This window comes from Streptomyces sp. 351MFTsu5.1 (assembly GCF_000383655.1).
Lineage (GTDB): Bacteria > Actinomycetota > Actinomycetes > Streptomycetales > Streptomycetaceae > Streptomyces > Streptomyces griseorubiginosus.
This window is the reverse complement of the sequence record NZ_KB911777.1, coordinates 423,421-446,309: the sequence shown is the minus strand read 5'-3', so window position 1 is coordinate 446,309 and position 22,889 is coordinate 423,421. Positions and strand designations below refer to the sequence as shown.

Annotated in this window: 22 protein-coding genes; 5 read left to right on the top strand and 17 right to left on the bottom strand. The window is 71.7% G+C overall.

Translation table 11 applies throughout. From position 1 onward, the window contains the following. Positions 1–136: 136 nt before the first annotated feature. The 9 genes from dmpG to H295_RS0108540 all read right to left on the bottom strand — a co-directional run bounded on the left by dmpG (position 137) and on the right by H295_RS0108540 (position 8,943). A complete protein-coding gene (gene dmpG, locus H295_RS0108580; RefSeq protein ID WP_020134944.1) occupies positions 137–1,150 on the bottom strand; it encodes a 4-hydroxy-2-oxovalerate aldolase in 1,014 nt (337 codons plus the stop codon). Continuing rightward, complete coding sequence (locus H295_RS0108575) at positions 1,147–2,109, bottom strand: acetaldehyde dehydrogenase (acetylating) (RefSeq protein WP_020134943.1); 963 nt, start codon at positions 2,107–2,109, stop codon at positions 1,147–1,149. Before H295_RS0108575 ends, dmpG begins: the two co-directional genes overlap by 4 nt. Continuing rightward, on the bottom strand, positions 2,106–2,912 hold the full coding sequence (locus tag H295_RS0108570; RefSeq protein ID WP_020134942.1) for a 2-keto-4-pentenoate hydratase: 807 nt from the start codon (positions 2,910–2,912) through the stop codon (positions 2,106–2,108). The genes H295_RS0108575 and H295_RS0108570 overlap by 4 nt, the downstream gene beginning before the upstream one ends. Beyond that, positions 2,909–3,229, bottom strand: coding sequence for a ferredoxin (fdxA, locus tag H295_RS0108565; protein ID WP_020134941.1), 321 nt, complete (start codon positions 3,227–3,229; stop codon positions 2,909–2,911). The genes H295_RS0108570 and fdxA overlap by 4 nt, the downstream gene beginning before the upstream one ends. Positions 3,230–3,235: 6 nt before the next feature. Next, positions 3,236–4,240 (bottom strand): NAD(P)/FAD-dependent oxidoreductase, encoded by a 1,005-nt coding sequence (locus tag H295_RS0108560; RefSeq protein ID WP_020134940.1) that lies wholly within the window; start codon positions 4,238–4,240, stop codon positions 3,236–3,238. A gap of 159 nt (positions 4,241–4,399) precedes the next feature. Beyond that, positions 4,400–5,269, bottom strand: coding sequence for an IclR family transcriptional regulator (locus tag H295_RS0108555; RefSeq protein WP_078616599.1), 870 nt, complete (start codon positions 5,267–5,269; stop codon positions 4,400–4,402). Next, positions 5,266–6,225: a 3-carboxyethylcatechol 2,3-dioxygenase gene (locus tag H295_RS0108550; protein ID WP_020134938.1), complete on the bottom strand. Its 960-nt coding sequence runs from the start codon at positions 6,223–6,225 to the stop codon at positions 5,266–5,268. The genes H295_RS0108555 and H295_RS0108550 overlap by 4 nt, the downstream gene beginning before the upstream one ends. Continuing rightward, a complete protein-coding gene (locus H295_RS42925; protein WP_020134937.1) occupies positions 6,222–7,589 on the bottom strand; it encodes a M20 family metallopeptidase in 1,368 nt (455 codons plus the stop codon). The genes H295_RS0108550 and H295_RS42925 overlap by 4 nt, the downstream gene beginning before the upstream one ends. Before the next feature lie 115 nt (positions 7,590–7,704). Further along, on the bottom strand, positions 7,705–8,943 hold the full coding sequence (locus H295_RS0108540) for an aromatic ring-hydroxylating oxygenase subunit alpha (RefSeq protein WP_020134935.1): 1,239 nt from the start codon (positions 8,941–8,943) through the stop codon (positions 7,705–7,707). Positions 8,944–9,105: 162 nt separating this feature from the next. On the opposite strand from H295_RS0108540, the gene H295_RS0108535 reads away from it, so the two are divergent. Continuing rightward, the gene (locus tag H295_RS0108535; protein ID WP_020134934.1) at positions 9,106–10,605 is read left to right on the top strand and encodes an AMP-binding protein; all 1,500 of its coding nucleotides are present in this window, start codon (positions 9,106–9,108) and stop codon (positions 10,603–10,605) included. Between the two features lie 114 nt (positions 10,606–10,719). On the opposite strand, the gene H295_RS0108530 is transcribed toward H295_RS0108535, so the two are convergent. From H295_RS0108530 to H295_RS0108495, 8 genes are all read right to left on the bottom strand, one after another. Continuing rightward, the gene (locus H295_RS0108530; protein ID WP_020134933.1) at positions 10,720–11,667 is read right to left on the bottom strand and encodes a quinone oxidoreductase family protein; all 948 of its coding nucleotides are present in this window, start codon (positions 11,665–11,667) and stop codon (positions 10,720–10,722) included. Beyond that, positions 11,667–12,521, bottom strand: coding sequence for an alpha/beta fold hydrolase (locus tag H295_RS0108525; protein WP_020134932.1), 855 nt, complete (start codon positions 12,519–12,521; stop codon positions 11,667–11,669). The genes H295_RS0108530 and H295_RS0108525 overlap by 1 nt, the downstream gene beginning before the upstream one ends. A 37-nt stretch (positions 12,522–12,558) precedes the next feature. Next, entirely contained in the window at positions 12,559–13,407 is an 849-nt protein-coding gene (locus H295_RS0108520) for an alpha/beta fold hydrolase (RefSeq protein WP_020134931.1), read from the bottom strand. Positions 13,408–13,514: 107 nt separating this feature from the next. Next, positions 13,515–14,294, bottom strand: a complete 780-nt coding sequence (locus H295_RS0108515) for an SDR family NAD(P)-dependent oxidoreductase (protein ID WP_020134930.1) — start codon at positions 14,292–14,294, stop codon at positions 13,515–13,517. Positions 14,295–14,373: 79 nt separating this feature from the next. Next, the gene (locus H295_RS0108510) at positions 14,374–15,171 is read right to left on the bottom strand and encodes an enoyl-CoA hydratase/isomerase family protein (protein ID WP_020134929.1); all 798 of its coding nucleotides are present in this window, start codon (positions 15,169–15,171) and stop codon (positions 14,374–14,376) included. Continuing rightward, the gene (locus H295_RS0108505; RefSeq protein ID WP_020134928.1) at positions 15,168–17,480 is read right to left on the bottom strand and encodes a CaiB/BaiF CoA-transferase family protein; all 2,313 of its coding nucleotides are present in this window, start codon (positions 17,478–17,480) and stop codon (positions 15,168–15,170) included. Before H295_RS0108505 ends, H295_RS0108510 begins: the two co-directional genes overlap by 4 nt. Before the next feature lie 130 nt (positions 17,481–17,610). Further along, positions 17,611–18,462, bottom strand: coding sequence for an IclR family transcriptional regulator (locus tag H295_RS42920; protein WP_020134927.1), 852 nt, complete (start codon positions 18,460–18,462; stop codon positions 17,611–17,613). An 87-nt stretch (positions 18,463–18,549) separates the two neighbouring features. Further along, positions 18,550–18,783 (bottom strand): hypothetical protein, encoded by a 234-nt coding sequence (locus H295_RS0108495; RefSeq protein ID WP_020134926.1) that lies wholly within the window; start codon positions 18,781–18,783, stop codon positions 18,550–18,552. Positions 18,784–18,990: 207 nt separating this feature from the next. On the opposite strand from H295_RS0108495, the gene H295_RS0108490 reads away from it, so the two are divergent. From H295_RS0108490 to H295_RS0108475, 4 genes are all read left to right on the top strand, one after another. Then, positions 18,991–19,959: an ABC transporter substrate-binding protein gene (locus H295_RS0108490; protein WP_106960799.1), complete on the top strand. Its 969-nt coding sequence runs from the start codon at positions 18,991–18,993 to the stop codon at positions 19,957–19,959. Between the two features lie 143 nt (positions 19,960–20,102). After that, positions 20,103–21,116 (top strand): ABC transporter substrate-binding protein, encoded by a 1,014-nt coding sequence (locus tag H295_RS0108485; protein WP_020134924.1) that lies wholly within the window; start codon positions 20,103–20,105, stop codon positions 21,114–21,116. Next, on the top strand, positions 21,116–22,030 hold the full coding sequence (locus H295_RS0108480; RefSeq protein ID WP_020134923.1) for an ABC transporter ATP-binding protein: 915 nt from the start codon (positions 21,116–21,118) through the stop codon (positions 22,028–22,030). Before H295_RS0108485 ends, H295_RS0108480 begins: the two co-directional genes overlap by 1 nt. Continuing rightward, a complete protein-coding gene (locus tag H295_RS0108475; protein ID WP_020134922.1) occupies positions 22,027–22,860 on the top strand; it encodes an ABC transporter permease in 834 nt (277 codons plus the stop codon). The genes H295_RS0108480 and H295_RS0108475 overlap by 4 nt, the downstream gene beginning before the upstream one ends. Positions 22,861–22,889: the final 29 nt, after the last annotated feature.

Here is a 22,889-nt window from a genome sequence, read left to right as displayed (position 1 = left end):
TTTCGTCACAGGACCGGCAGCGGGCAGCACCGCGGTGCCGACGGCTTCGATGAGGGCGTACTGCCGCAACGACACGGTCGGGCACGGTCGGGAGGCGGGATCCGGGTGTCGGTCCGCAGGGGGCCGCTCCGGCCGCTCACCCGGCGTCTCGTGCCGTCAGGTCGAGAGCGATGTCCGTGATCATGTCCTCCTGGCCGCCGACCATGCCCCGCCGCCCGACCTCGACGAGGATGGCGCGGGTGTCCAGGCCGTAGCGTGCGGCGGCCGCCTCCGCGTGGCGCAGGAAGCTGGAGTACACGCCCGCGTAGCCGAGGCTGAGGGTTTCCCGGTCGACGCGCACCTCGCGGTCCTGCAAGGGGCGGACGAGGTCGTCGGCGGCGTCCATCAGCGGGAAGAGAGTGCAGTCGTGCTTCCAGCCCAGCAGGTCGGCGACCGCCACGAACGCCTCCAGGGGACAGTTGCCCGCGCCCGCTCCCTGTCCGGCGAGGGAGGCGTCGACGCGGGTCACCCCCTCTTCCACGGCCACGACCGTGTTGGCGACGCCGAGTGCGAGGTTGTGGTGGGCGTGGATGCCCAGTTCGGTGGCCGGGTCCAGCACGTCGCGGTAGGCGCGGACACGGTCGCGTACGCCGTCCATGGTGAGGCGTCCGCCGGAGTCGGTGACGTACACGCAGGCCGCGCCGTAGGACTCCATGAGCTGGGCCTGGCGGGCCAGTTCGGCGGGCTCGGCCATGTGGGACATCATCAGGAAACCGGCGACGTCCATGCCCAGTTCCCGGGCGGCGGCGATGTGCTGGGCGGCGATGTCGGCCTCGGTGCAGTGCGTGGCGACGCGCACCGAACGGATGCCCAGCCGGTGGGCCTGACGGAGGTCGTGCAGGGTTCCGATGCCCGGGAGGAGGAGCGTGGTGGGGATCGCGGTCCCGGTGGCGTCGACGACGGCCTCGATCCACTCCCAGTCGGTGTGCGCGCCGACGCCGTAGTTGACGCTGGAGCCCGCCAGCCCGTCGCCGTGCGCGATCTCGATGGCGGCTACTCCCGCGGCGTCGAGGGCGGCGGCGATGGAACGCGCCTGGCCGGTGGTGTAGCGGTGGCGGACGGCGTGCATACCGTCCCGCAGGGTCACGTCCTGGACGTAGAGACGGGTCATGCGGTGGCCTCCGTCGCGTGCTGAGCGGCCATGCGTTCCGCGGTGCGCAGGGCGGCGGACGTCATGATGTCGAGATTGCCGGCGTAGGCGGGCAGGTAGTGGGCGGCGCCCTCGACTTCGAGGAACACGGACACCTTGAGCGCTTCGCCGGTACCGGCGGGAGCGAGGGTGTGCAGCGGGTCGCCCGGGCGGACCGTCTCGTACTGCACCTTCTGCTTGAGGCGGTAGCCGGGCACATAGGCCTGGACCCTGCCCACCATGTCCTCGACGGACGCGGTGACCGCTTCGGTGGCGCAGGCGGAGACGACGCAGTGCACCGTGTCCCGCATGATCAGCGGAGGTTCGGCCGGGTTGAGGATGATGATCGCCTTGCCGCGTGCGGCGCCGCCGACCTTCTCGACGGCGGAGGAGGTCGTCTCGGTGAACTCGTCGATGTTGGCGCGGGTGCCGGGACCGGCCGAGCGCGAGGAGATGGAGGCGACGATCTCGCCGTAGTGGACCGGGGTGACCGCGTCGACCGCGGCGACGACCGGAATGGTGGCCTGGCCCCCGCAGGTGACCATGTTGACGTTCGGGGCGTCGAGGTGGGCGTCCCCGTTGACCGGTGGCACGACGTACGGGCCGACGGCCGCCGGGGTCAGGTCGATCAGCGTACGGCCCAGGGGGCGCAGCACGTCCTCGTGGTGGCGGTGGGCGCCGGCCGAGGTCGCGTCGAAGACGTACTCCACGTCCGCGAACTCGTCCGTCTTCACCAGGCCCTCGATGCCGCCGTGGGTGGTGGCCACCTTCAGCCGGCGGGCGCGGGCCAGGCCGTCGGAGTCCGGGTCGATGCCGGCCATGGCGACGATCTCCAGCGTCTCGGACAGCCGGAGGATCTTGATCATCAGGTCGGTGCCGATGTTCCCGGAGCCGATGACGGCGACTTTCGCGCGGCCGCCCGGGGTGCGTGTGACGCTCATGCGGTGTCTCCTTCCGGTGCGAACTGCACGCTGATGCGGCCCAGTTGGCTGATGCGGGCCTCGAAACGACTGCCGGGGGCGGCGACGGCCATCGGGCCCAGGGCCCCGGTGAGCACGACGTCCCCGGCGCGCAGCGGATCCCCGGCGCGGGCCAGCGTCGAGGCGAGCCAGACGGCGGCGTTGAGGGGGCTGCCCAGGCAGTCGGCGCCGGTGCCCTCGGAGACCGGGTCCTGTGCTCCGTCGCGGGTCATCGTCATGCGTACGGCCCGCAGATCGAGCCCGGACAGCGGCACGGGTGTGCCGCCGAGCACGTACAGACCGCTGGAGGCGTTGTCGGCGACGGTGTCGACGATGGTGATGTCCCAGTCGGCGTTGCGGCTGTCGACGATCTCCAGCGCCGCGAGGGCGAAGTCGGTCGCCCGGATCACGTCCGCCACCGTGCAGTCGTGGTGCGGCAGGTCCGCGCCGAGCACGAGGGCCACCTCGGCCTCGACCTTCGGCTGGATGAGCCGCCCGGCCGGGACGGTACCGCCGTCGGGGACGGCCATGTCGGCGAAGAGGGTGCCGAAGTCCGGTTGTGCCACGCCGAGTTGGGCCTGGACCGCCGGGGAGGTCAGCCCGATCTTGCGGCCGGTGATGCGGCGTCCGGCCTCCAGGCCGCGCGCCACGTTGATGCGTTGCACGCTGTATGCGGCGTCGAGGTCGCCCTCGGGGAGCAGGGACCGCACCGGGGGACAGGCGTCGCCGGTGCGCTCGGCCGTCAGCAGCGCGTCCGCCGCCTTCGTCACGTCGGCGGCGCTCACAGGGCGCTCACCAGCGGGGTGTCGACACCGACCGGACCGAGAGGCGTGGCCCCGCCCGGTGAGCCGAGTGCGCTGTCGCGGCCGGGGAGCGTCTCGGTGAAGAAGCGCCGGTTGTCCTCGCGGAAGTCGGGGTCCGCCTTGCGGTCCACGGTGATGGCCTGCTCGGGACAGGCGACTTCGCAGGCCCCGCAGTCGATGCACTCCGCGGGGTTGATGTAGAGCTTGCGCTCGCCCTCGTAGATGCAGTCGACCGGGCATTCCTCCATGCAGGACCGGTCCATGATGTCGACGCAGGACGCGCCGATGACGTACGCCATGGTGAGTCAGTGCTCCTTCTCGGTGGAGTGCCCGGGGAACAGGGCAGCGTCCGGATCGATGACGGTGGCCGCGTTGTTGACGGCGGTGGCGGCCTCGCCGAAGCCGACCGAGATGAGGCGGACCTTGCCCGGGTAGTCGGTGATGTCACCGGCGGCGAACACCCGGGGCAGGTTGGTCGCCATGTGGGTGTCGACGGTGATCTTCCGGGCGTTGAGGTCCAGTCCCCAGTGCTGCAGCGGGCCGAGGTCGGCGAGGAAGCCGAGCGCGGCCACCACGGTGCCGGCCGGTACGAGACGGGTTTCCTTGGTGACGCGGTGCCGGAGTTCCGCCTGCTCCACCCGGCCGGTGCCGATGAGCCGGCTCACCTCGCATTCGGTGACGATCTCCACGCCGAGGTCGCGGACCTTGTCGACGGATGCCGCGTGGGCACGGAAGCGCGCGGTGCGGTGCACGAGGGTGACCGACCGGGTCAGCGGGGCGAGGAGGGCCGCCCAGTCGAAGGCGCTGTCACCGCCGCCGACGACCACCACGTCCCGGTCCGTGTGCACGGAGGGATCCGGCACGAAGTAGTCGAGTCCGCGCCCGAGGAACTCCTCCCCGGCGGGCAGCGGGCGGGGGGTGAAGGTGCCGACGCCGCCGGTGATGACGACGGCCTCGGCCCGCACGGTCGTCCCTCGGTCGCTGTGGACGAGGGGCAGTCCGTCCGCGTCGTACGTCAGCTCCGTGGCCCGGTGGCCCAGCAGATAGCGAGGCGAGTACGGCTCGGCCTGAGCGACGAGCCCGTCGACCAGGTCGCGGCCCCGCACGGCGACGAACCCGGCGATGTCGAAGATCGGCTTCTCGGGGTACATCGCGCTGACCTGGCCTCCGAGCTGCGGCAGGACGTCCATGACGGTGACGGTCAGGCCGCGGAACCCGGCGTAGTACGCGCCGTACAGACCCGCCGGACCGGCGCCGATGATCAGGACGTCGGTGGACAGAACGCCGGTGTCGTCGGTGAGTTGGCTCATGTCGGCGAGCGTAGGAAGGCGGGTGGGGTTCTCCCTACGGAGTCGGTCCGCTGAGCAGGACGGGCCCACCGCGAGCGGCTCACGACACGGCGAGGGGCCCGGGAATCGAGCATCCCGGGCCCCTTCGGACTTGCGCCGCGCATCCTGTCTTCCCCGCGTTCAGGCCAGGGAGCGGCCGATGCCCAGCGCGGCGGTCCGTAGCGCTGTCGCGTGCCCCGCCGCGTCCATCCGGTAGGTGGGCGCGGTGATGGACAGGGCGCCCACGAGTGTGGTGCCTCCGGCGAAGACGGGCACGGCCAGACTGGCGTAACCGAGCCTGATCTCCTCCGACTCCAGCGCGATGCCCTCTTCCCGGATGCGGTCGAGCTGGGCGCGAAGACGCCCCGGTGAGACCACCGTGTGCCGGGTCAGCGGTTTGAGGCCGCCCCGGACGACGTCCACGAAGAGCGACGGCGGCGAGTGAGCGAGGATCGCCTTGCCGGTGCCCGTGCAGTACAGGGGCAGCCGGCCCGCCACGCGTGACTCGGCGTTCAGCCCGCGGTGCGGGAAGATCTTGTCCAGGTAGACGACGTCCAGGCTGTCGTGGATGGCGAAGTGGATGGTCTCCCGGGTGATCAGGAGCAGGTCCTCCATGTAGGGCTGCACGGCCTCGCGCAGGATGCGCTGGCGGTGCACCCGCTGCCCGAGCTCGAACAGACGCAGACCGAGGCGGTAGTCACAGCCCTCCCGCTCCAACAGCCCCCACGCGACCAGTTCCTGGGCCAGCCGGTGCACCGTGGCCTTGGCCGCCCCCGAGCGACGGACCAGCTCGGCGAGGGAGAGGGCGGCGTCGTCGGACGTGAACGCCTCCAGGATGGGGCGGACCTTGCCCAGAACGGAGTTCATGGGGTCGGTGCCGCCCGCCTCCGTGGCCCCGGCCGCATCGGCGGGGCCGGGCGCGGCGCCGTGCGCGGAGAGCACGAAGCCGTGCGGCGCCTGTACGGCGAGGGGGTGGTGACCGGCCACGGATACCTCGGCCGGCGTTTTCATGCCGACTGCCCCGCGTCCACGGCCACCGGGTCGATGACCGCGACGGCCATCCCGGTGAGCCACTCGGGCATCGGCTCGTACGCCAGCCGCCGTGCGGGCGCGTGGCCGAGGGCGGCGGCCATCATCAGCCAGGTCCGCAGCTCCTGGGCCCCGTTGCCGGCGGCCTCCTCCAGCTCGGCGCTCGTGAACTCGGTGAGGCGATGGGCCTCGCCGCGTTCGAGGAGTGTGAGGAACTCGTCGTCGAACTCCGGGGTGAGGGAGGCTTCGGCGGCACGGATGATCTCGCGTCGGCGCGTGTCGTAGTCCTGCCAGTTGTCGCGGCCGTCGAGCCACGCGCCGACCATGAACTCCTCGTCGTCGCCGTGCGGTTCGCGCCAGTCCGGCCAGGGCAGGCGGTGTGAGAGACCGCCGGAGCCGACCACCGCGACGCGTCGGTCGCCGGGGAAGGCGAGCACGGCCTCGCGGATGGCGTGACCCAGTTCCGCGCACCGCTCCAGGGTCGGCAGCGGGTGCGCGAAGACGTTCACCACCAGAGGCACGATCTCGACTCCCAGCCCGTCGAGCAGGTACTGGATGGCATGCGTCTGCCCGTGGTCGATCTGGAGCCGGGCGGAGAACGCGGGATCGAAGCGTCCGCTCTCCACCAGCGAGTCGGCGATGTGCCGGGCGAGCGGCACGTCCACCGGCTGCGGGCCCTTCGGGGTTCCGGATTCGCCGCTCGCGACGCACTCCCCGACGCCCAGCGTGAACGGCGGGATGAGATCGAGCCAGAATCCGCGGAAGTGGTTCGAACCGATCAGGACGACGGTGTCGGCCCCGGTCCGGGCCAGTTCGTCCCGGGCCGCGCCGAGGGCGTCGCGGAAGCGTTCGGCGCGGTCCTTGTGGAGGGTCTGTTCCCAGTGGGTGTTCATCAGGGTGCTGTGGGACGCGCCCACGCCGAGCACGATGTCGCTCATGTCGTTGCTCCTTCCGGCGCCGCGGGGGAGTCGCATTCCGCGCGGGAACGGGTGACGGTGTCGACCGCGGTACGGATCAGGTGACGGGTCAGTTTCTGCATCTCCCGGACGGAGACGGTGTTCATGCCGCGGGCGAAGTCGATGTCGAACGGTGCCTCGGTGACCTTCGGCATGCCGACGCGCACGGTCGGGATGCCGCGCCCGCGCAGGATGTTGGCGTCGGTCGCACCGCTGTTGCCGTCCACCACCTCGTGCGGGCGTCCTTCGAGGGCCTCCCAGCCGGCGACCGCGCTGCGGAAGACCCAGCTCTCCCGGCTGGTGGTGGTCCCCGGGACGGCCAGGATCATCTCGACCGTGGCGTCGAGGCCCGGCACGGCCCGCCGCAACTCCGCCAGGGCCGCGGTGAATTCCCGCTTGGCCTGCATCGGCGTCACGTCCGGCGCGATCCGCAGATCGACCCGCAGGGTGCAGGCCGCCGGGGTCACCGCGGCCATCCGCGGCCAGCCGCCCCGCACCGACGACACGACGCCCTGCGGCGCGACCGTCCCGCCGGTGTGCCGCTTCGCGTAGTCGGAGAACCACTCCTCCAGATGCCGTACGACGTCCGCGGCACGGCTGATCGCGTTGTCGTACGGGAGCCGGTGGCGCGAGCCCACATAGGTGTGGGTCCCGTGCACCGTCACCTCGAACCACACCAGGCCGACCTCGTCCCACGACACGGTCCAGCCGGGTTTGGCGATGACCGCGTAGTCGGTGTAGACGCCCTGTTCGAGGAGGAACGAGCAGCCGGCGCCCTGCCCGGTGTTGCGGCGGGAACTGCCGGGCCGCGCGTTGGTGGGCATGCCGCCGGCCCCGAACGCGGCCACCAGATCCCCGGTCAGCGGGACACCGGCCAGCGCGATCGCCTCGGCCGCCATCATCACGCAGGCCGCGTGCCCCTTGGGGTTGGAGGCGCCCAGGCCGGTCACCAGATCGTCGTAGACCGTCGCCTCGGGGCGCATGTCCTCGCGCAGCTTCGGCCCGATCCACGGCACGTCCTCGCTCTCGTTGCCGACGGTGAGCGTGTCGACGGGGGCGTACAGCATCAGGTCGGGGCCGGTGCCGTCGCCTTCGAGGCGGGCCCAGGCGTTCGCCTGGCGTGCGTCGATCGGCTGGGTGACCGCGCGCAGGCCCGCGGATGCGAGGGTCGCGGCGATGTGCTCGGCGAGGGGGCGCTCGTCGCCGGTCGGGCTCGGCACGCCGACCAGGCCGACGACCAGCTCGCGCAGCCGCTCGTCGGTGACATGGCGCCAGGCCTCGGTCACCCAGGAGCGCCGCTGGTCACTGAGCCCGTGGAGCCCGTCGGCGTTGCGGAGGCCGGTCACTGGTTGATCCGGTGAACCTGGGTCATCGTCGTCCGCGCGAAGCGGCGGCCGGCACGGGGGAGCGCCACGGCGACGGCGACACCGAGCAGGATCTTGAACAGGGTGCGGGCCACGGTCAGGCCTCCTCGTCGGTGGTGGGGACGGTGACTCCGGCGGCCGCGAGCTTCTTGCCGTACTCCTCCTCGCTGAGGTTGCGCCAGGAGGTCAGCGACACGTCGGGGCGGTAGAGCTTCTCGGGGGGCGCGTCGGTCACGTCGACCATCCAGGCGTCCTGTCCGGAGAACTGGCCGTGGAAGAGCCAGCGGACGGCACCCAGGTACTTGGCGTAGAAGCGCAGCGTGTCCCAGCCCTGCTTGAAGTTGACCATGACGCCGACGTACTGGTGGTGGTCGGCGTCGACCGGGACGTAGAACTCGTAGTGGATGAACTTGGGGTAGGCGATCCGCAGCACACCCGGCATCGACAGGGACGCGAAGCCGGGGAACTCCTGGGCTTCGATCACCGGGTCGACGCTGTCGGCCTTGCCGGTGTTGCCGAGGTTGAAGGTCTCCTTGGGCGGCTGCTTCTTCCACCACCGCTTGTTGGACCAGCGTCCGACACCGGGGAAGTCGGCCTCCCAGTAGACCTCGTCCTGGACGCGGTAGATCCAGCGGCCCTGCGGCACGATCCGGGTGATGTTCCATGTCGGCATCGGCTTGAACAGCCGCCACAGCGCCGTGCGGTGCAGGTACTTGGCGTGCCCTTCGTCGAAGCCGTTCTCGCAGGCGAAGCGCCAGTTGCCGCCGCGCGGCTCGATGCGGCCGCCCATCACGAAGGCGTTCGACACCAGTTCCTCGGGAAGCTGCTCGTCGATCGGGTGCGGCTCCTCCTCGGCGACCGGGACGTACACCCAGACCATGCCGAGCCGCTCCTCGACGGCGTACGTGCGCACGCCCAGCTTGCCCGTGAGCCGGCAGCCCGGGCCGTCGGTGATGACCGCCGACAGCTTGCCCGTGGGCAGGTCGAAGGTCCAGCCGTGGTAGGGGCAGCTGACGGTGCCCGGGAACTGCTGGTTGCCCTCGGACAGCGGGACACCCCGGTGCGGGCAGCGGTTGTGCAGGGCGTACACCGTGCCGCTGTCGCGGATCAGCGTGATCTTCTCGCCGCAGAGCGTGAACGGCTTCGGGTCGCCGGTGATGTGGCTCGACCAGGTGACCGGGTACCAGTAGCCGCGGAAGCCGGACGCCGCCGCGTCGTAGTGGGGCCAGGACGACCAGTCCTGCCGGCCGAGCTTGTCGGCGGATGCGCGGCGCGCCCTGACCGGTTCCTTCGCGGCGGCTTTCTCAACGGCGGGGGGTCGTTCGCTCGTGGTCATCTCGTCGTGGCCTCCTGCTTCGGTGGGTGTGCGGCACGAGCATCGGGCGCGGTGCGACGGCTTCCCATGAACTTGTTCCGGTGAACGGACCGTGGCCTGCGACGGACCGGTCAGCGAACCACCGGCCTTGATCACGCGGAGGCGGGCGGCCAGCATCCGTTCATGAACCGCTTGACGATCCCCGGCCTGCTCGACGCGGCGGCCGCCCGCCACGGCGACCGGGTGTTCCTCACCGTCGGCGACACCCGGCGCACCTACGCGCAGACCCGCGAGGCCGCTGTCACGACGGCGGGCGCGCTGGCGGCGCGGGGCTGCCGTCCGGGCGACCGGGTCGCCGCGCTGCTCTCCAACCGCGTCGAACTGATCGACCTCGTGCTGGGCTGCGCCTGGCTCGGGGCGGTGGTGGTCCCGCTCAACACCGCACTGCACGGACGGCTGCTCCGGCACGCGCTCGACGCGTCGCAGCCACGGTTCCTGTACGTCGAGGAGGAGCTGTCCGGGCGTGTGGCGGAGGTGGGATACGCGGGGCAGGTGCGGGTGGTGGGTGCGGATGAGCCGCCGACGGCCGTTCGCGGGGGCAAGCGCACACGCGATCCCCATCCCTCCCGCCCCGGTGACACGGCCGCCGTCCTGTTCACCTCCGGCACCACCGGGCCCTCCCGCGGAGTGCGCTGTCCGCACGCCCAGTTCGTGTGGTGGGGGCGCAACGTGGCCGACTCGCTGCGGCTGACCGCCGACGACACCCTCTACACGTGCCTGCCCCTGTTCCACACCAACGCCCTGAACACGCTGGCCCAGGCCATGACGGTGGGGGCCTCGGTGGTCGTGGACCGCCGGTTCTCCGCGTCGAGGTACTGGGCGCGGGCGGATGCGGCGGGCGCCACCTGCGTGTACCTGCTCGGCGCCATGGTGCCGATGCTGCTCGCGCAGCCGTCCGGGCCCGCCGACCGCGCGCACCGGGCATGGCGCGGTCTCGGCCCGGGTACGCCCGGCGAGCTGTGGGGTGACGTCCGGGAGCGGTTCGGGGTGGTGCTCGTCGACGGGTTCGGCTCCACGGAAACGAACCTCGTCATCGGCTCCGTGCCGGAGGACTGCCGGCCCGGGTCCATGGGCAGGGTGCGCGACGGCTTCGAGGCACGGGTGGTCGACGCGGACCTCACCCGCGTGCCCGACGGGACGCCTGGTGAGCTGGTCGTCCGCACCGACCTGCACCATGCCTTCAGTACGGGCTACCTGGGTGACGCGGCCCCGGATCCGGGTGCGTGGCGCCGCACCGGGGACCGCGTGGTGCGCGATGCCGAGGGCTGGTTCCGCTTCGTCGACCGCGTCAAGGACTGCATCCGCCGCCGGGGCGAGAACATCTCCTCCTACGAGGTGGAGACCGCGGTGCGGGAGCATCCTGACGTGGCCGAGGTGGCCGCCTTCCCGGTGCCGTCCGCACTCGCCGAGGACGAAGTGATGGTGGCGGTCGTCCCGCGTTCCGGCCGCACGCTGGATCCGGCGCAGGTGGCGCGGCACTGCGTCCGGGAGCTTCCCGCGTTCGCGGTGCCGCGCTATGTGGACGTGGTCGCCGCGTTGCCGCTCACGGAGACGGGGAAGGTGCGCAAGTCCGTCCTGCGGGAGCGGGGGGTGACCGCGCGGACGTGGGACCGGTGCGGCTAGCGCCGCATGGGCCGGGGCTCTTGGTGTGTGGTGCGTGCAGTCGCGAGGGGTGGGGGAACCGGCCGGCCGGTTCCCCCACCCCTCATTCCGGCGACGCCGTGTGCTGCCGGGCCCTCACCCGGGAAGCAGCACGGCCCGCCCCCGCACGCGCCCGCGCCGCAGGGCGTCGAGTGCCGCGGGCGCCTCCGCGAGGTCGAACTCCTCGACGGCCAGGGTCAGTTCACCTTCCGAGAGCCGCCGGACCAGGTCCTCCGAGACCTCGCGGGCCCGCCGCTCCTGGCGGATCATGTTCACCGGCAGCAGCGCCACCTCGTCAAGCAGCCAGGTCGGCAGATCGAGCTCGACGCGCGGGCCAGCCACGTACCCGATGACGACGGCGCGTCCGCCCTGCCGCACCCAGCGGCTGCGGCCGATCAGCCCGCTGCCGCCGAGCGTGTCGACCAGCAGCGAGGCCGACCACTCGGAGGCGAGACCTTCCGCGTCGTCCAGCGTGACGGCCTCCGCCCCCTTCGGGACGTCCGCGAGCTGATCCTCCCTGCCGACCACACCGGTCACCCGTGCACCAGCGGCCAGCGCCTGCTGGACCACCATCGCGCCTACCGCGCCGGCGGCGCCCACCACGACGACGTCCTCGTCCCGCTCGATGCGCGCGACATCGTGCAGCGCCACATACGCGGTCGTGGCGGGGACGAAGAAACTCGCCGCCACCGCGGGATCGAGCGGAGCGGCGAGGGGTGTGACGGCCTTGCGCTGCACGCTGACCCGCTCGGCCCATGTGCCGTCGCGCAGCAGCCCCAGGCCACCGCCGCGCAGCACGACCTGCGTACCGGGTGCGAGACCGGAGTCGGCGTCGGACTCCAGGACCGTCCCCGCGCCCTCGACCCCGCCGACGTACGGCAGGGCAGGCTTGAGCTGGAAGTCACCGGCGGCGACGGTGGCGTCGAGATGGGAGACGCCCCCTGCCGTGACCTGGACCAGGACCTCACCGGGCGCGCGGACGGGCTCCGGCAGCTCGTCGAGGACCGGGGCGGCGCCCCAGGAGTGGAAGCGTACGGCCCGCATCAGCCGGCGGCCTTGGCGATGAACTCGAGGCTGAGGGCGTTGTAGCGCTCGGCCTGCTCGTGCTGCGGCCAGTGCCCGCAGTTCTCGAACAGTTCGAGGCGCGAGCCCGGGATGCCCTCGTGCAGCGCCGTCGCCTCGGGGGTGTCGCCGAACGGGTTCTGCCGTCCCCACACCACCAGCGTCGGCTGGGTGATCTGTGCCAGGTGCTCGGGGCGCAGCAGATTGCGCTGGCGGCGCTCCATCTGCTGGAGGGAGAGGAGGTTGTCGACGCCCGCGACGAACTCGGGCGTGTGGTAGATCGCGTGCCGGATCTCGACCAACTCCTCGGTGGCGGAGGCGTCGTCGGCCATGAGCAGCCGCATCCGCTTGCGGGTGAGGTCGATGTCGTCGGAGGTGACGGCCTTCTTGGTGCTGGTGCGGATGCGCTCCATCACCTCGGGGTTGGCCACGGTGCCCCCGGAGCACAGGAGTTGCAGGCTGCGCACCCGCTCCGGGTGCTCGACGGCGGCGCGGGCGCCGACCCAGCCTCCCAGGGACTCACCGACGATGTGGACGCTGTCGACGCCGACGGCGTCCAGGTAGTCCAGCAGGTGGGCGACGTAGTCGGCGATCTCGTACGGCTTGTCGGGCTTGCCGGTCCAGCCGTGGCCGAGCATGTCGATGGCGTGCAGGTCGTAGGCGGCGTGCGCGGTGATGTTGCGCGCGAAGGCCTCCAGGTGGCCGCTGGTGCCGTGCAGGAAGACGACGGCCTGGGCGTCCGGGTCGCCGGCGCGCAGGGTGCGGGTGCGGACTCCGGCGGCGTCGACGTACTCGACGCGGAAGGGGGTGGGGCTGATCTCGGTCCAGATGGACATGGCTGCACTCCGTGTGAAGGGCGGGGGAGGAAGGGGTTCAGTTCAGGGAGTCGAGGAAGCCGCTGACCACCGAGTGGTAGGCCTCAGGGCGCTCTTCCTGGAGGTGGTGGGAGGCGTGGTCCATCACGTGGAGGCTGCCGCTGGGCACCATGCGGGCGAGCATCAGCGGGTAGTCCGGGGTGAGGAAGGCGTCCTGCATGCCCCATATGAACAGCGTCGGAGCCTGGATGCGGCCCAGTTCCCCGGTGAGGTCCTGCCAGTCGCCGCGCGGCGAGTCGGACATGGCGGCGAGTGAGCGCTCGCCCTCGTCGAGGCTCTGCTCGTAGCGCAGGGTCAGGGTCTCCTCGGGGAGTTGCGCGCCGTCGTACCACTCCAGCGTCGTGATGAGCCGGCGCATCTTCTCGCGGGTGGGACCCTCACCGCCGTAGTAGACGTCGCGGGCGGTGCGGCCGCGGTGACCGTTCTCGGGGAGGGGGGCGAGGGGCCCGTAGAAGACCGGCATGCTGCCGGTGATCACGAGGGACCGGACGCGGTCGGGGTACTTCGCGGCGAGGTTGAGGGCGATGGTGCCACCCCACGAGTTGCACACGAAGTCGGCGCGGTCGACGCCGAGCGTGTCCAGCAGGCCGACGGTCTTCGCCGCGTGGTGGTCCCACATCGGACCCTCGATGCGCGACTTCTCCGACCTGCCGTACTGGTGGATGTCGACGAGCAGACAGCGCCGGTCGGCCGCGAACAGCGGCGCCACCGGCCCGAAGTCGCTCCATGCGGTGCAGCCGGGGCCGCCGCCGTGCAGGAAAACGGTGTCGGGTCCCGAACCGAGGTCGTGGTAGTGGTAACGGATGCCCGCGCCGTCCGCGTAGTGGCTCTTGGGTGCTGGTGACATACGAGTCCTTCCGTACGGATGCGGGGGGTACGGTGTCGAGCCCATCACCGGGCCGGGCGTCGGCCCAGCGCCGCGGTCCGTTCAGCGAACCCCTCCCACCAGGCCGTTCACTGCGCGGTGTAGCCGCCGTCCACATGCACGACGGCACCCGTGGTGAAGGACGAGCCGGCCGCGAGCAGGGGCAGCACGGCGTGCGCGACGTCCTCGGGCCTGCCCCAGCGACCCAGCGGCACCTTGGCCGTGAAGGCGGCCTGGGCGGCCGCGTCGGTCCGGGCGTCGCTCTCGTTCATGGGGGTGCGCACGGGGCCGGGGGCGACGCAGTTCACGGTGACACCCGTCCCGGCGACCTCGAGGGCCGCCGACCTGGTCAGCGCGGCGACCGCGCCCTTGGTGGCGGCGTAGCCGGACCGCTCGGGGGCGCCGGTCGAGCCGAGCACGGAGCCGATCGTGACGATCCGTCCGTGACCGGCGTCGAGCATGCCGGGCAGAACGGCGCGGATCGCCAGCCAGGTGCCGATGAGGTTGGTGTCGAGGGCGGCGCGGAAGTCGTCCGGGGTCAGGTCGAGCAGCGAACCGCGGGCCAGCCGGCCGGCAGCCGTCACCAGACCGGTGACTGGGCCCCACCGGTCCGCGGCCCGGCTGACGGCATCGGCCAGCGCGTCCGGGTCGGTGGTGTCCGCGACGAGCGCCAGATGCTCGCCCGGGGAGGCCTGTCGGAGCTGGTGTCCGGCTGTGCGGCACCGTTCCGCGGACCGCCCGGTCACCACCACGGGCCGTCCCGTGCGGGATACGGCCGTGGCGATCGCGAGGCCGATCCCGCTGGTGCCGCCGGTGACGAGGACGCTTCCGTCCCGGGTGACGTCGTCCGGGTGGTGTGTCGAGATCATCCGGTGAGCATGCTCACCGGCCGTGGCCACGCCAACGCGGGTGGTCCGGCCAGCGGACCAACCCGCGTCGGGTCTGCCGTCACCGCCCGGTGAACACCGGCGGCCGCTTGTCGAGAAAGGCCTGCAACCCCTCCGCCGCGTCGGCCGTGGCGGTCAGGTCGGCGACACCCTTCTCCTCGCGCTCCAGCGCCTGCTCGACGGGCAGCCCGTAGCCCTCGTCGACGACCCGCTTGAGCAGCCCGATGGCTGCCGTGGGCTGTGCGGCGAGTCCGCGGGCCCGCTCGGCCACCACCGCGTCGAACTCGTCAGGCCCCACCACCAGGTCCACGAGTCCGAGCTCCAGGGCCCGGCTCGGTGCCAGGCCTTCCGCCTCGATCATCAGCCGCTTCGCCAGATGGGGGCCGACCAGTCGCGGAAGGCGCTGGCTGCCGCCGGCCCCCGGGAACAGTCCGAGTCGCATCTCAGGGAACCCGAACGTGGCCCCGGCCGAGAGGATCCGCAGATCGCAGGCGAGCGACAGCTCGGCCCCGCCTCCGAGTGCGTGGCCGTTCATCGCCGCGACCACCGGCTTGGGAGCCTGCTCGATCACCCGCTGTACGTCGATCCAGCGGCGCATCCTGGCCTGGTTGTCCGCGGACAGGTCCCGCATGACCGCGATGTCGGCGCCGGCGATGAAGAACCTGCCGGTGCCGGTGATGACGACGCAGCGCACGTCCGGGTCGTCGGCCAGCGGCGGCAGGACGGTGAGGAACTCCTCGATCATCGCCGGGTCGACGGCGTTCGCCTTGGGGCGGTCGACCCGGATCGTGGCCACGGCGTCCTCGCGGGTCACCCGCAGGACGGAGCGCTGCTCCCGGGGTGCCTTCGTCTCGCTCATGCGGTCACTCCCTCGGCGGCCAGGGCCGCCAGCTGTCGATCACTCAGGCCCAGCAGTTCGCACAGCACCTCGTGGGTGTGCTCACCGAGGAGAGGTGCGGGCCGGTCGAGGGCGCCGGGCGTCGCGGCCAGCCGCGCGACGATGCCCTCGTGGCGGACCGGTCCGGTCAGCGGATGGTCGAGTACGGGATAGAAGCCGCGGGCGGCGAGGTGGTCGTCGGCCTCGACCAGGTCCTGCCCGGTGGCCACGACCGCGGCGGCCACCCCCTCGGCCTGGAGCAGCTCGGCCAGCTCGTGGCCGTTCTGCCCGCTGGTCCAGCCGGCCAGGGCGGCGTCGATCTCGTCCTCGCGCTCCCGTCGGGCAGCCAAGTCGCCCCCGGCGCAGGGAAGTTCGGCCAGACGTGTCAGAGCGTGCCACTGCTCGTCGTCCGTCACCGAGATCGCCACCCACCGGTCCTGTCCGGCGGCCGGGTACACCCCGTGCGGCACGGCGTGCGGAGACCGGTTCGGGTGCGCGGCGGTCCTGGGGTCGGGCGCATCAGCGCCGAGGACGGGTTCCAGGGCCGCGGGCCCCATCGTCGCGGCCATCGCCTCCAGCTGCGACAGGTCCACATGGCCGCCCTGTCCGCGGGCCAGCAGGTCAAGCGTGGCGAGCACCGCGGAATTGGCCGCGATCATGTCACCGAGGCCGAAGGTCAGACCCTGCGGCGGGCCGCCCGGGTCGCCGGTCTCGCTGGACAGGCCGGACATCGCGGCGAGCGTGTCGGCGAACGTCACGGCACTGCGCCAGGGGCCGGTCTGCCCGACGCCGGCCATCGACACCAGGATCACGTCCGGGTTGAGCTCGCGCAGCGACGCGTGGTCCATGCCCCACCGGGCCAGCACGCCCGGGCTGAAGTTCTCCACGACGACATCGCAGTGCGGGACCAGGCCGCGCAGCAGCCGTCGGCCCTCCTCGGTCCGCAGATTCAGGGCGACGCCGCGCTTGTTGCGGTTGAAGTTGAGGAAGTAACCGCTGTCGTCGGGGTCGGAACCCGGCCGCAGGTGCATCGAGGGCGCGAACCGGGTGGGGTCCTGGCGGTGCCGCGACTCGATCTTGACGATGTCCGCACCGTGCTCCCCGAGCTGCTTGGTCACGTACGGACCGGCGAGGACCCAGGTCAGATCCAGGACACGCACCCCTTCCAGGGCCCTTGCCGGCCGCCGCTCGCCGCCGCGACGGATCAGACTCGGCCCGGGCCCGTCCCACCGCACGTCGGCCGGCGCCACCTGGTGGAGGGCTCGCAGAGTGACCGGCCGGGGGAGCGCCGCCCACGGGAAGCCGACGTCTTCGACACCGCCGTCCGGCAGCCCTTCGCCGGTGATCGTGACGAGCGCGTCGCGGTCCCGCAGCTGCGGGTTGTCCGTCAGCTGTGCGGCCGGGACGACCTCGGCCCACGGCAGGGCGCGCTTGCGTGCCTCGGCGGCCAGACCGGCGGCCGGCTGCCGCGCCGCGAAGCGCTGTACGAGGGCATCGACATGGGCCCGCTGCCGCCACCGGAACGCGGCGTCCTGCCAGCGTTCCTCGAGGAGGTCACCGGCCTCACCCCGTTCCGCCATCCACGCGAGCAGACCGGTCCACATGCGGTCGCTGCCGGAGTAGCCCCCGGCCACGTACCCGTCCGTGGCCTCGAAGATCCGGTGCGCGACATGCTCGTACACTCCCGCGTTGCGCACGGGGAAGCGTCCGGCGTGGATCCAGGCCAGGGCGGCGGTCTCCAGCGTGGCGGCGACGGCCTCCTGCACCGAGACCTCGACCAGCTGAGGCCGGCCCGACACGACGGCCAGGAGCGCCCCGATCGCCGCATGGGCCCCGGCTGTCTGGAGTGCCTGTTCCCGGGGCGGCGGCTTGGGCTGCCCGTCGGGGCGGCCGCCGAGCCAGGTCATGCCCCCTGCCGAGGCCAGGACCAGATCGTCGCCGATCCAGTCGCGGCGCGGCCCGGTCAGCCCGAAGGGCGTCACCACCACGTGCACGGCGTGCGGCCACCGGGACGAGCCGTCCTCCCGCAGGCCCCGCAACCCCGGCGCGGGACCGCTCTCCAGGACGATGTCGGCGCCCGCCGCCAGTTCGTCGAGTTCCGCCGGTCCCGCCACCGCCACCCAGCGCTTGCCCGCGTGCCAGTGGGCGCGGGCCGCCGGTCCGAGGCCGGTGCCAGGATCCGTCCGTACGACGTCGGCGCCGATCCCGACGAGCAGCCGGGCGCCTTGCAAGGCGAGCTCATCCGTCAGGTCCAGCACGCGCAGTGCCGCCGGGTCCGTGTCTGGTCGCACCACGGCTCCTCCCCTTACGTGTCCGCAGCCTTTGCGGAATCTCACGATCACGGGGGCGAGGCGAGGCGGACCACCAGGGCGTTCTGGTGACCGGACCGACATCGGCCCGGGCGGTCGCGGGGCGGGTTGTTCAGCCGGCGGCCCGGCCGGTAGGCACCCCGCTCGGCTTGGACCCGCGCACCGGGCGCGTGCTGCCGCGGGCCGGGCCGTCCGGCGTCCTCTGGGCCACGCCCCGCTCGATGCTCTCCGCCGTGGCCCGCAACGCCGCGAGGCACCGGTCCACCGAGACCTGTGCGACCGGCGCGGTGACCGAGAGCGCCGCGAACTGCGATCCGGGCAGGGCCACCGGTACGGCGAGGCTGGCGTAGCCGGCTCTGACGCCCTCGACCTCCAGCGCGTACCGCTGCCGTGCCGCCTTGGACAGCCGCTGAACCAGTGCCTGCGGGTCCGTCACGGAGCGTGAGGTCATGACGGGCAACCCTGCCTCGGCGAGCGCCGCCACCCGTTCGTCTGCGTCCGGGGCCAGGGCGAGCAGGATCTGCCCGGTCGCCGTGCAGGAGGCGGGCAACCGGCCGCCGACGTGGGAGTGGGTGAGCACGTTGGCCTCACCGGCGATCTTCTCCAGGAACAGGACGTGGGCGCCGTCGAGGACCGCGAGGTGCACGGCCGTGCGGGTCCGTGTGAACAGATCAGCCATCAGGGGACGGGCCACCGTACGCAGCACCGCGGAGGCGGGCACGCGCTGCCCCAGGTGAAAGAGCCTGATGCCGAGTTCGTAGGTCTCCCCGTGCCGGTCGAGCAGTCCCCACTGCACCAGCTCCTGGGCGAGACGGTACGCCGACGCCTTCGGGACGCCCGATCGGCGGCTCAGTTCGCTCAGCCGCAGCCGGTCCGCCCCCGACTCGAACGCGGCGAGCAGCAGCTGCGCCTTGCCGAGGACGGAATTCGGCAGCGGGACGTCCTCGTCGGCGTACGGGCTCATCGGCGTCCCCTTACCTCGGCGCATGGCGATACAGGCCATTTGAAGTGCAACAACGCCATGTTGCCTAGAGGAACGCGGGTGTAAAAATCAGGAAACAGGTGTCTCGATGTGTTCGTTGCGGGACCGGTGTGCGCCGCAAGAGGCGTGCGGGTCGGACGCCTTGGGACCCTGTGCGAAAAGGAGCAGGGCCACGAGTGTGACGAGAGCCATGCCCATGGTCAGTAACGCGACCGGCAGGAAGTGCCCGGTGGCGGCCGGCAGCGCGGTCGCCACTACCGGCGACAGCCCGCCGGCGATCGCCGACGACAGCTCGTGCCCCAAGAAAGGCCGCCCACACCGCCGCGGCCCGCTCCTTGCCGGTCGACCCTGCGATCGGTGGAGCGTACGAACCGCCCCGTGCCGCCTCCATCGCACCGGTCCGCCAGACGGGACACCGAACTGTCCGCCGGCTCTCCGCAGTGTCAGCGTGCCGCCACCCCGACAGCACTCCGACCCCGGAGGTCCGACCCGATGTTCCCCCGTCACCGCATGTCAGGGCTGCCGTCGGCTGCCCTGTTCGCGCTGCTAGCCCTGCTTCTCACCACCGCCTGCGGGGCAGGCACCACCGACTCGGCAGGGAACGCGAACGGCAAGAGACCGACCGTGCGCATCGCCCTGGGCGTCGACGCCTCCTACGCTCCGCTCTATCTCGCCGCCGAGCGCGGCATGTTCGAGAAGGCCGGACTCGACGTGCAGCTGATGCAGGTGGAGGGAGGACCGGCCGCGGCCCAGGCGGTCACGGCCGGCACGGCACAGATCTCCGCCAACGCCGACTCCACCGCACTGCCCCAGATGGTGAGCAACCCGGACCTGCGCGCTCTGGGCGCCTTCCAGTCGTCGGGCCGCTACCTCAAGGTCGTCCTGCGCCAGGGCATCACCTCACCGGACCAGATCAGGACGATGGGCTCGATCCAGGGCATCGGCCTGTACGCGACGCACGAGTACCTGCAGCACCACGGCATCGATCCGGACTCCGTGACGATCCGGCAGAGCGCGCCGCAGGAGATCCCCACCATGCTCCAGCGCGGCGACATCGACGGCTACATCCTCTTCGACCCCTGGGTGAGCAAGGGCGTCGCAGCGGGCGGCCACATCGCGGGCTCCATCGGTGACTTCGGTGTGACGTACGTGCAGTGGCTCATCGCCGACCAGAAGTGGCTGGCGGACCACCAGGAGCTGGCCGGAAAGGTCTTCAAGGTGGTCGCGGAGGCCGACAGGCTGGTGACCGAGGACCCGCACGCGGCCGCTCTGGCCGCCCACGAGCAGGCACAGCTTCCGGTGGCGGCGACGGAGAAGGCCATCGGTGAGATCTCGTTCACGTCCCGGGCCCTCACACCGGCCGACGTGACCTCCGCGGGCCGGATCGTGGACTTCCTCGAGCAGCAGCGCCTCATCAAGAGCGCACCCGATCTCGACACGGTCCTGCTGCGCGGTTGGTACGACCAGCACGCCGGGTGACGCACCGCCCCGCGTCGTTCCCGAGACGTCCCGCTGAACGGACCGTCGCGCATGCCTCCCCCCTCCCACCGGCAGTAGCGTGCGCCAACTTGTCCGCCCACCCCCCGCTGACCTGCCCAGAAGCGTTGCGATCCGAGGTGCCCATGAACACTGCGTCCCGCCCGAAAGCCCGTCCCACAGGGCGCATCACGAGCTCCGCCCTCCTCAGCGCCGCCCTGTTCGCGGCAACCGCGTGCAGCGCGGGCACCACCGACACCGACACCGGGGCCGGCTCCGGCGGGGCGGGTGATCCCCACATCCGCATCGCGGTCGGGGTCGACGCCTCCTACGCGCCGTTCTTCGTGGCCGGCGCCGAAGGCCTGTGGGCCAAGCACGGCGTCGATGTCGACCTCGTCCAGTTCGCCAAGGGCGGGGAAGGCGTGGACGCCCTCAACGCCGGACAGGTCCAGATGGCGGGCAACTCCGACGCCACCACCATCGGCCTGCTGGGTCAGAACCCGGACCTGCGCTCGCTCCTCGTCTACGAGGACTCCGGACAGTACCTGAAAGTCGTGCTCGGACCGGGGGTGAAGTCCCCCGCCGAGATCCGGAAGATGGCCATCGTCCCGGGCCTGTCCGAACTGGCCGCCACCCGGTTCCTCGAATCGAAGGACATCAAGCCCGGCTCGGTCGACTTCGTCACCGCGGACCCGGCCGAGATCCCGGCCCTGACCAAGCAGGGCGACGTCGACGCCTACGTCCTGTGGGAACCGTGGCCGAGCAAGGGGGCGGAGCTGGGCGAGCGGGTCCTGGAGACCACGGGCGACTACGGGCTCAGCTACCAGCACTGGCTGCTGTCGACCTCGTCCTGGCTGAAGGACAACAACGGCATCGCCGCCAAGGTGGCCGCAGCCCTCACGGAGGCGGCCGCGAAGACCGAGAGCGATCCGCAGGCCGCCGCCCAGGCCACCAAGGACGCCGCGAAGATTCCCACCGCGCAGACCGTGAACGCGGTGAAGGAGATCGACTTCGCCGTACGCGACTTCACCGCCGAGGACCTGGAGGGCTACGACGACACGGCCCAGTTCTACCTGGACACCGGCAAGCTCAAGTCCCGCCCCGATGTGTCCCGCACCGTCCAGCGCGGCTGGCTTCCCGACCACACGAAGGGGTCCTGATGACTGAGGCGACCAAGGGAATCGACCGGGAGCCGGTGCCCGTCGAGGGGACAGCGACCGCAGCGAACACGGCGGCTCCGCAAGCGCGTACGCAGCCGACGGCCGGACGCGGTGCCGCGCTGCGCGTCGAGGGCGCCGGCATCGCCTTCGGTGACTTCCGTGCCGTACAGGGCATCGATCTGGACATCCCGGCCGGTGAGTTCCTCTGTCTGCTCGGGCCCAGCGGCTGCGGCAAGTCCACCCTGTTGTCGGCCATGGCCGGCTTCATCCAGGTCAGCGAGGGGACGCTCACCGCCGACGGTGCCCCCGTCAGCGGCCCTGATCCGGAACTCGGCATGGTCTTCCAGAGCAGCGAGGCCCTCTTCGACTGGATGACGGTGCAGCAGAACGTCACCTTCGGGCCTCGCATGCGCGGCCGCTCCCGCAGTGAACAGGCGCGGGTGGCCGACGAGTTCCTGGGCCTGGTGGGATTGCGCCACTGCGCGGACCGCTACCCCGGCCAGCTCAGCGGCGGTATGCGCCAGCGGGTCCAGATCGCCCGGGTCCTGGCCAACGAACCGGGGGTCGTCCTCATGGACGAGCCCTTCGGCGCGCTCGACGCGCAGACCAGGCAGGTGCTGCAGCAGGAGACGGCCCGTATCTGGAGCGCGTCCGGCTGCACCGTTGTCTTCGTCACGCACGACATCGACGAGGCGATCCTCCTTGCCGACCGGGTCGCCGTGATGACGGCGGGACCCGCGGCGTCGATCAAGTCCCTGTACACCGTCGACCTGCCGCGTCCACGCGACGAGTCCGACCCCGCCGCGCTGCGTCTGCGCAACCAGCTGCGCGAGGACATCGGCGAAGAGGTCCGCAAGGCCATGCGTGCCCAGGGACTCGACGACCAGCCCGACCGAGAGGCGAAAGGCGCATGACGATCACCACAACCGAGGCCCCGACCCCGGCCCGTACCCGCACCCGCCCGCGCCGCACCGGCAGTGCGACGCGCGGACAGGGACTGCGCACACTCGTCCTGTACGGCGTCGCCGTCCTCGTCGGCATCGGTGTCTGGCAGCTCGTGGCCATGAAGTACGGCTCGTCCCTGGTCGCCTCGCCCAGGGAGACCCTGTCGGCCGCGCGCGAGCTGGCGTCCGACGGCACGTTGGGCAACTCCGTCATCGCCTCCAGCCGCCGCATCCTGATCGGCTGGGGCCTCGGCGTCGTGGTGGGCGCACCGGTCGGCCTGCTCATCGGGCAGATCAGGATCGTCCGCCAGCTCCTGGAGCCCTACATCGAGTTCTTCCGCTTCATCCCGCCCGTCGCGTTCGTGACGCTGGCCGTGGTGTGGCTGGGCATCGGTGAGACGTCCAAGGTGGTCCTGATCTTCTACACGGCTGTCTTCATCGTCACCCTGAACACCAGTGCGGGGGTGATGGCCGTCAACGAGAACAAGCTCAGGGCCGCGGCCAGCCTGGGAGCGAGTCGTCGCCAGATCCTTCAGCGTGTGGTGCTGCCGTCCACCGTCCCGTACATCCTCACGGGAGCCCGGCTGGCCATGGGCAACAGCTTCCTGACGATCGTCTCGGCCGAGATCGTCGCCGCCCAGGTCGGTCTCGGCTCACTGATCTGGACCTCCCGCAACTACGGCCGTATCGACTGGGTCTTCGTCGGCATCATCACCCTGGGCGTCCTGGGCCTCGTCTACGACCGGATCCTGCGCCTGGTCGCGATGCGTGTACTGCACAAGTATGGAGCCAAGGTGTAAGCCGGACGCCAGTGACCAACGTGAGCCGG

Bases quoted from the DNA above. Each gene is read 5' to 3' on its own strand.
- H295_RS0108540 (WP_020134935.1), bottom strand. From the start codon at position 8,943: ATGACCACGAGCGAACGACCCCCCGCCGTTGAGAAAGCCGCCGCGAAG.
- H295_RS0108480 (WP_020134923.1), top strand. From the start codon at position 21,116: ATGACTGAGGCGACCAAGGGAATCGACCGGGAGCCGGTGCCCGTCGAG.
- H295_RS0108530 (WP_020134933.1), bottom strand. From the start codon at position 11,667: ATGCGGGCCGTACGCTTCCACTCCTGGGGCGCCGCCCCGGTCCTCGAC.
- H295_RS0108475 (WP_020134922.1), top strand. From the start codon at position 22,027: ATGACGATCACCACAACCGAGGCCCCGACCCCGGCCCGTACCCGCACC.
- H295_RS0108560 (WP_020134940.1), bottom strand. From the start codon at position 4,240: ATGAGCCAACTCACCGACGACACCGGCGTTCTGTCCACCGACGTCCTG.
- fdxA (WP_020134941.1), bottom strand. From the start codon at position 3,229: ATGGCGTACGTCATCGGCGCGTCCTGCGTCGACATCATGGACCGGTCC.
- H295_RS0108535 (WP_020134934.1), top strand. From the start codon at position 9,106: ATGAACCGCTTGACGATCCCCGGCCTGCTCGACGCGGCGGCCGCCCGC.
- H295_RS0108515 (WP_020134930.1), bottom strand. From the start codon at position 14,294: ATGATCTCGACACACCACCCGGACGACGTCACCCGGGACGGAAGCGTC.
- dmpG (WP_020134944.1), bottom strand. From the start codon at position 1,150: ATGACCCGTCTCTACGTCCAGGACGTGACCCTGCGGGACGGTATGCAC.
- H295_RS0108485 (WP_020134924.1), top strand. From the start codon at position 20,103: ATGAACACTGCGTCCCGCCCGAAAGCCCGTCCCACAGGGCGCATCACG.
- H295_RS0108490 (WP_106960799.1), top strand. From the start codon at position 18,991: ATGTCAGGGCTGCCGTCGGCTGCCCTGTTCGCGCTGCTAGCCCTGCTT.
- H295_RS0108525 (WP_020134932.1), bottom strand. From the start codon at position 12,521: ATGTCCATCTGGACCGAGATCAGCCCCACCCCCTTCCGCGTCGAGTAC.
- H295_RS0108550 (WP_020134938.1), bottom strand. From the start codon at position 6,225: ATGAGCGACATCGTGCTCGGCGTGGGCGCGTCCCACAGCACCCTGATG.
- H295_RS42920 (WP_020134927.1), bottom strand. From the start codon at position 18,462: ATGAGCCCGTACGCCGACGAGGACGTCCCGCTGCCGAATTCCGTCCTC.
- H295_RS0108520 (WP_020134931.1), bottom strand. From the start codon at position 13,407: ATGTCACCAGCACCCAAGAGCCACTACGCGGACGGCGCGGGCATCCGT.
- H295_RS0108555 (WP_078616599.1), bottom strand. From the start codon at position 5,269: ATGAAAACGCCGGCCGAGGTATCCGTGGCCGGTCACCACCCCCTCGCC.
- H295_RS0108575 (WP_020134943.1), bottom strand. From the start codon at position 2,109: ATGAGCGTCACACGCACCCCGGGCGGCCGCGCGAAAGTCGCCGTCATC.
- H295_RS0108510 (WP_020134929.1), bottom strand. From the start codon at position 15,171: ATGAGCGAGACGAAGGCACCCCGGGAGCAGCGCTCCGTCCTGCGGGTG.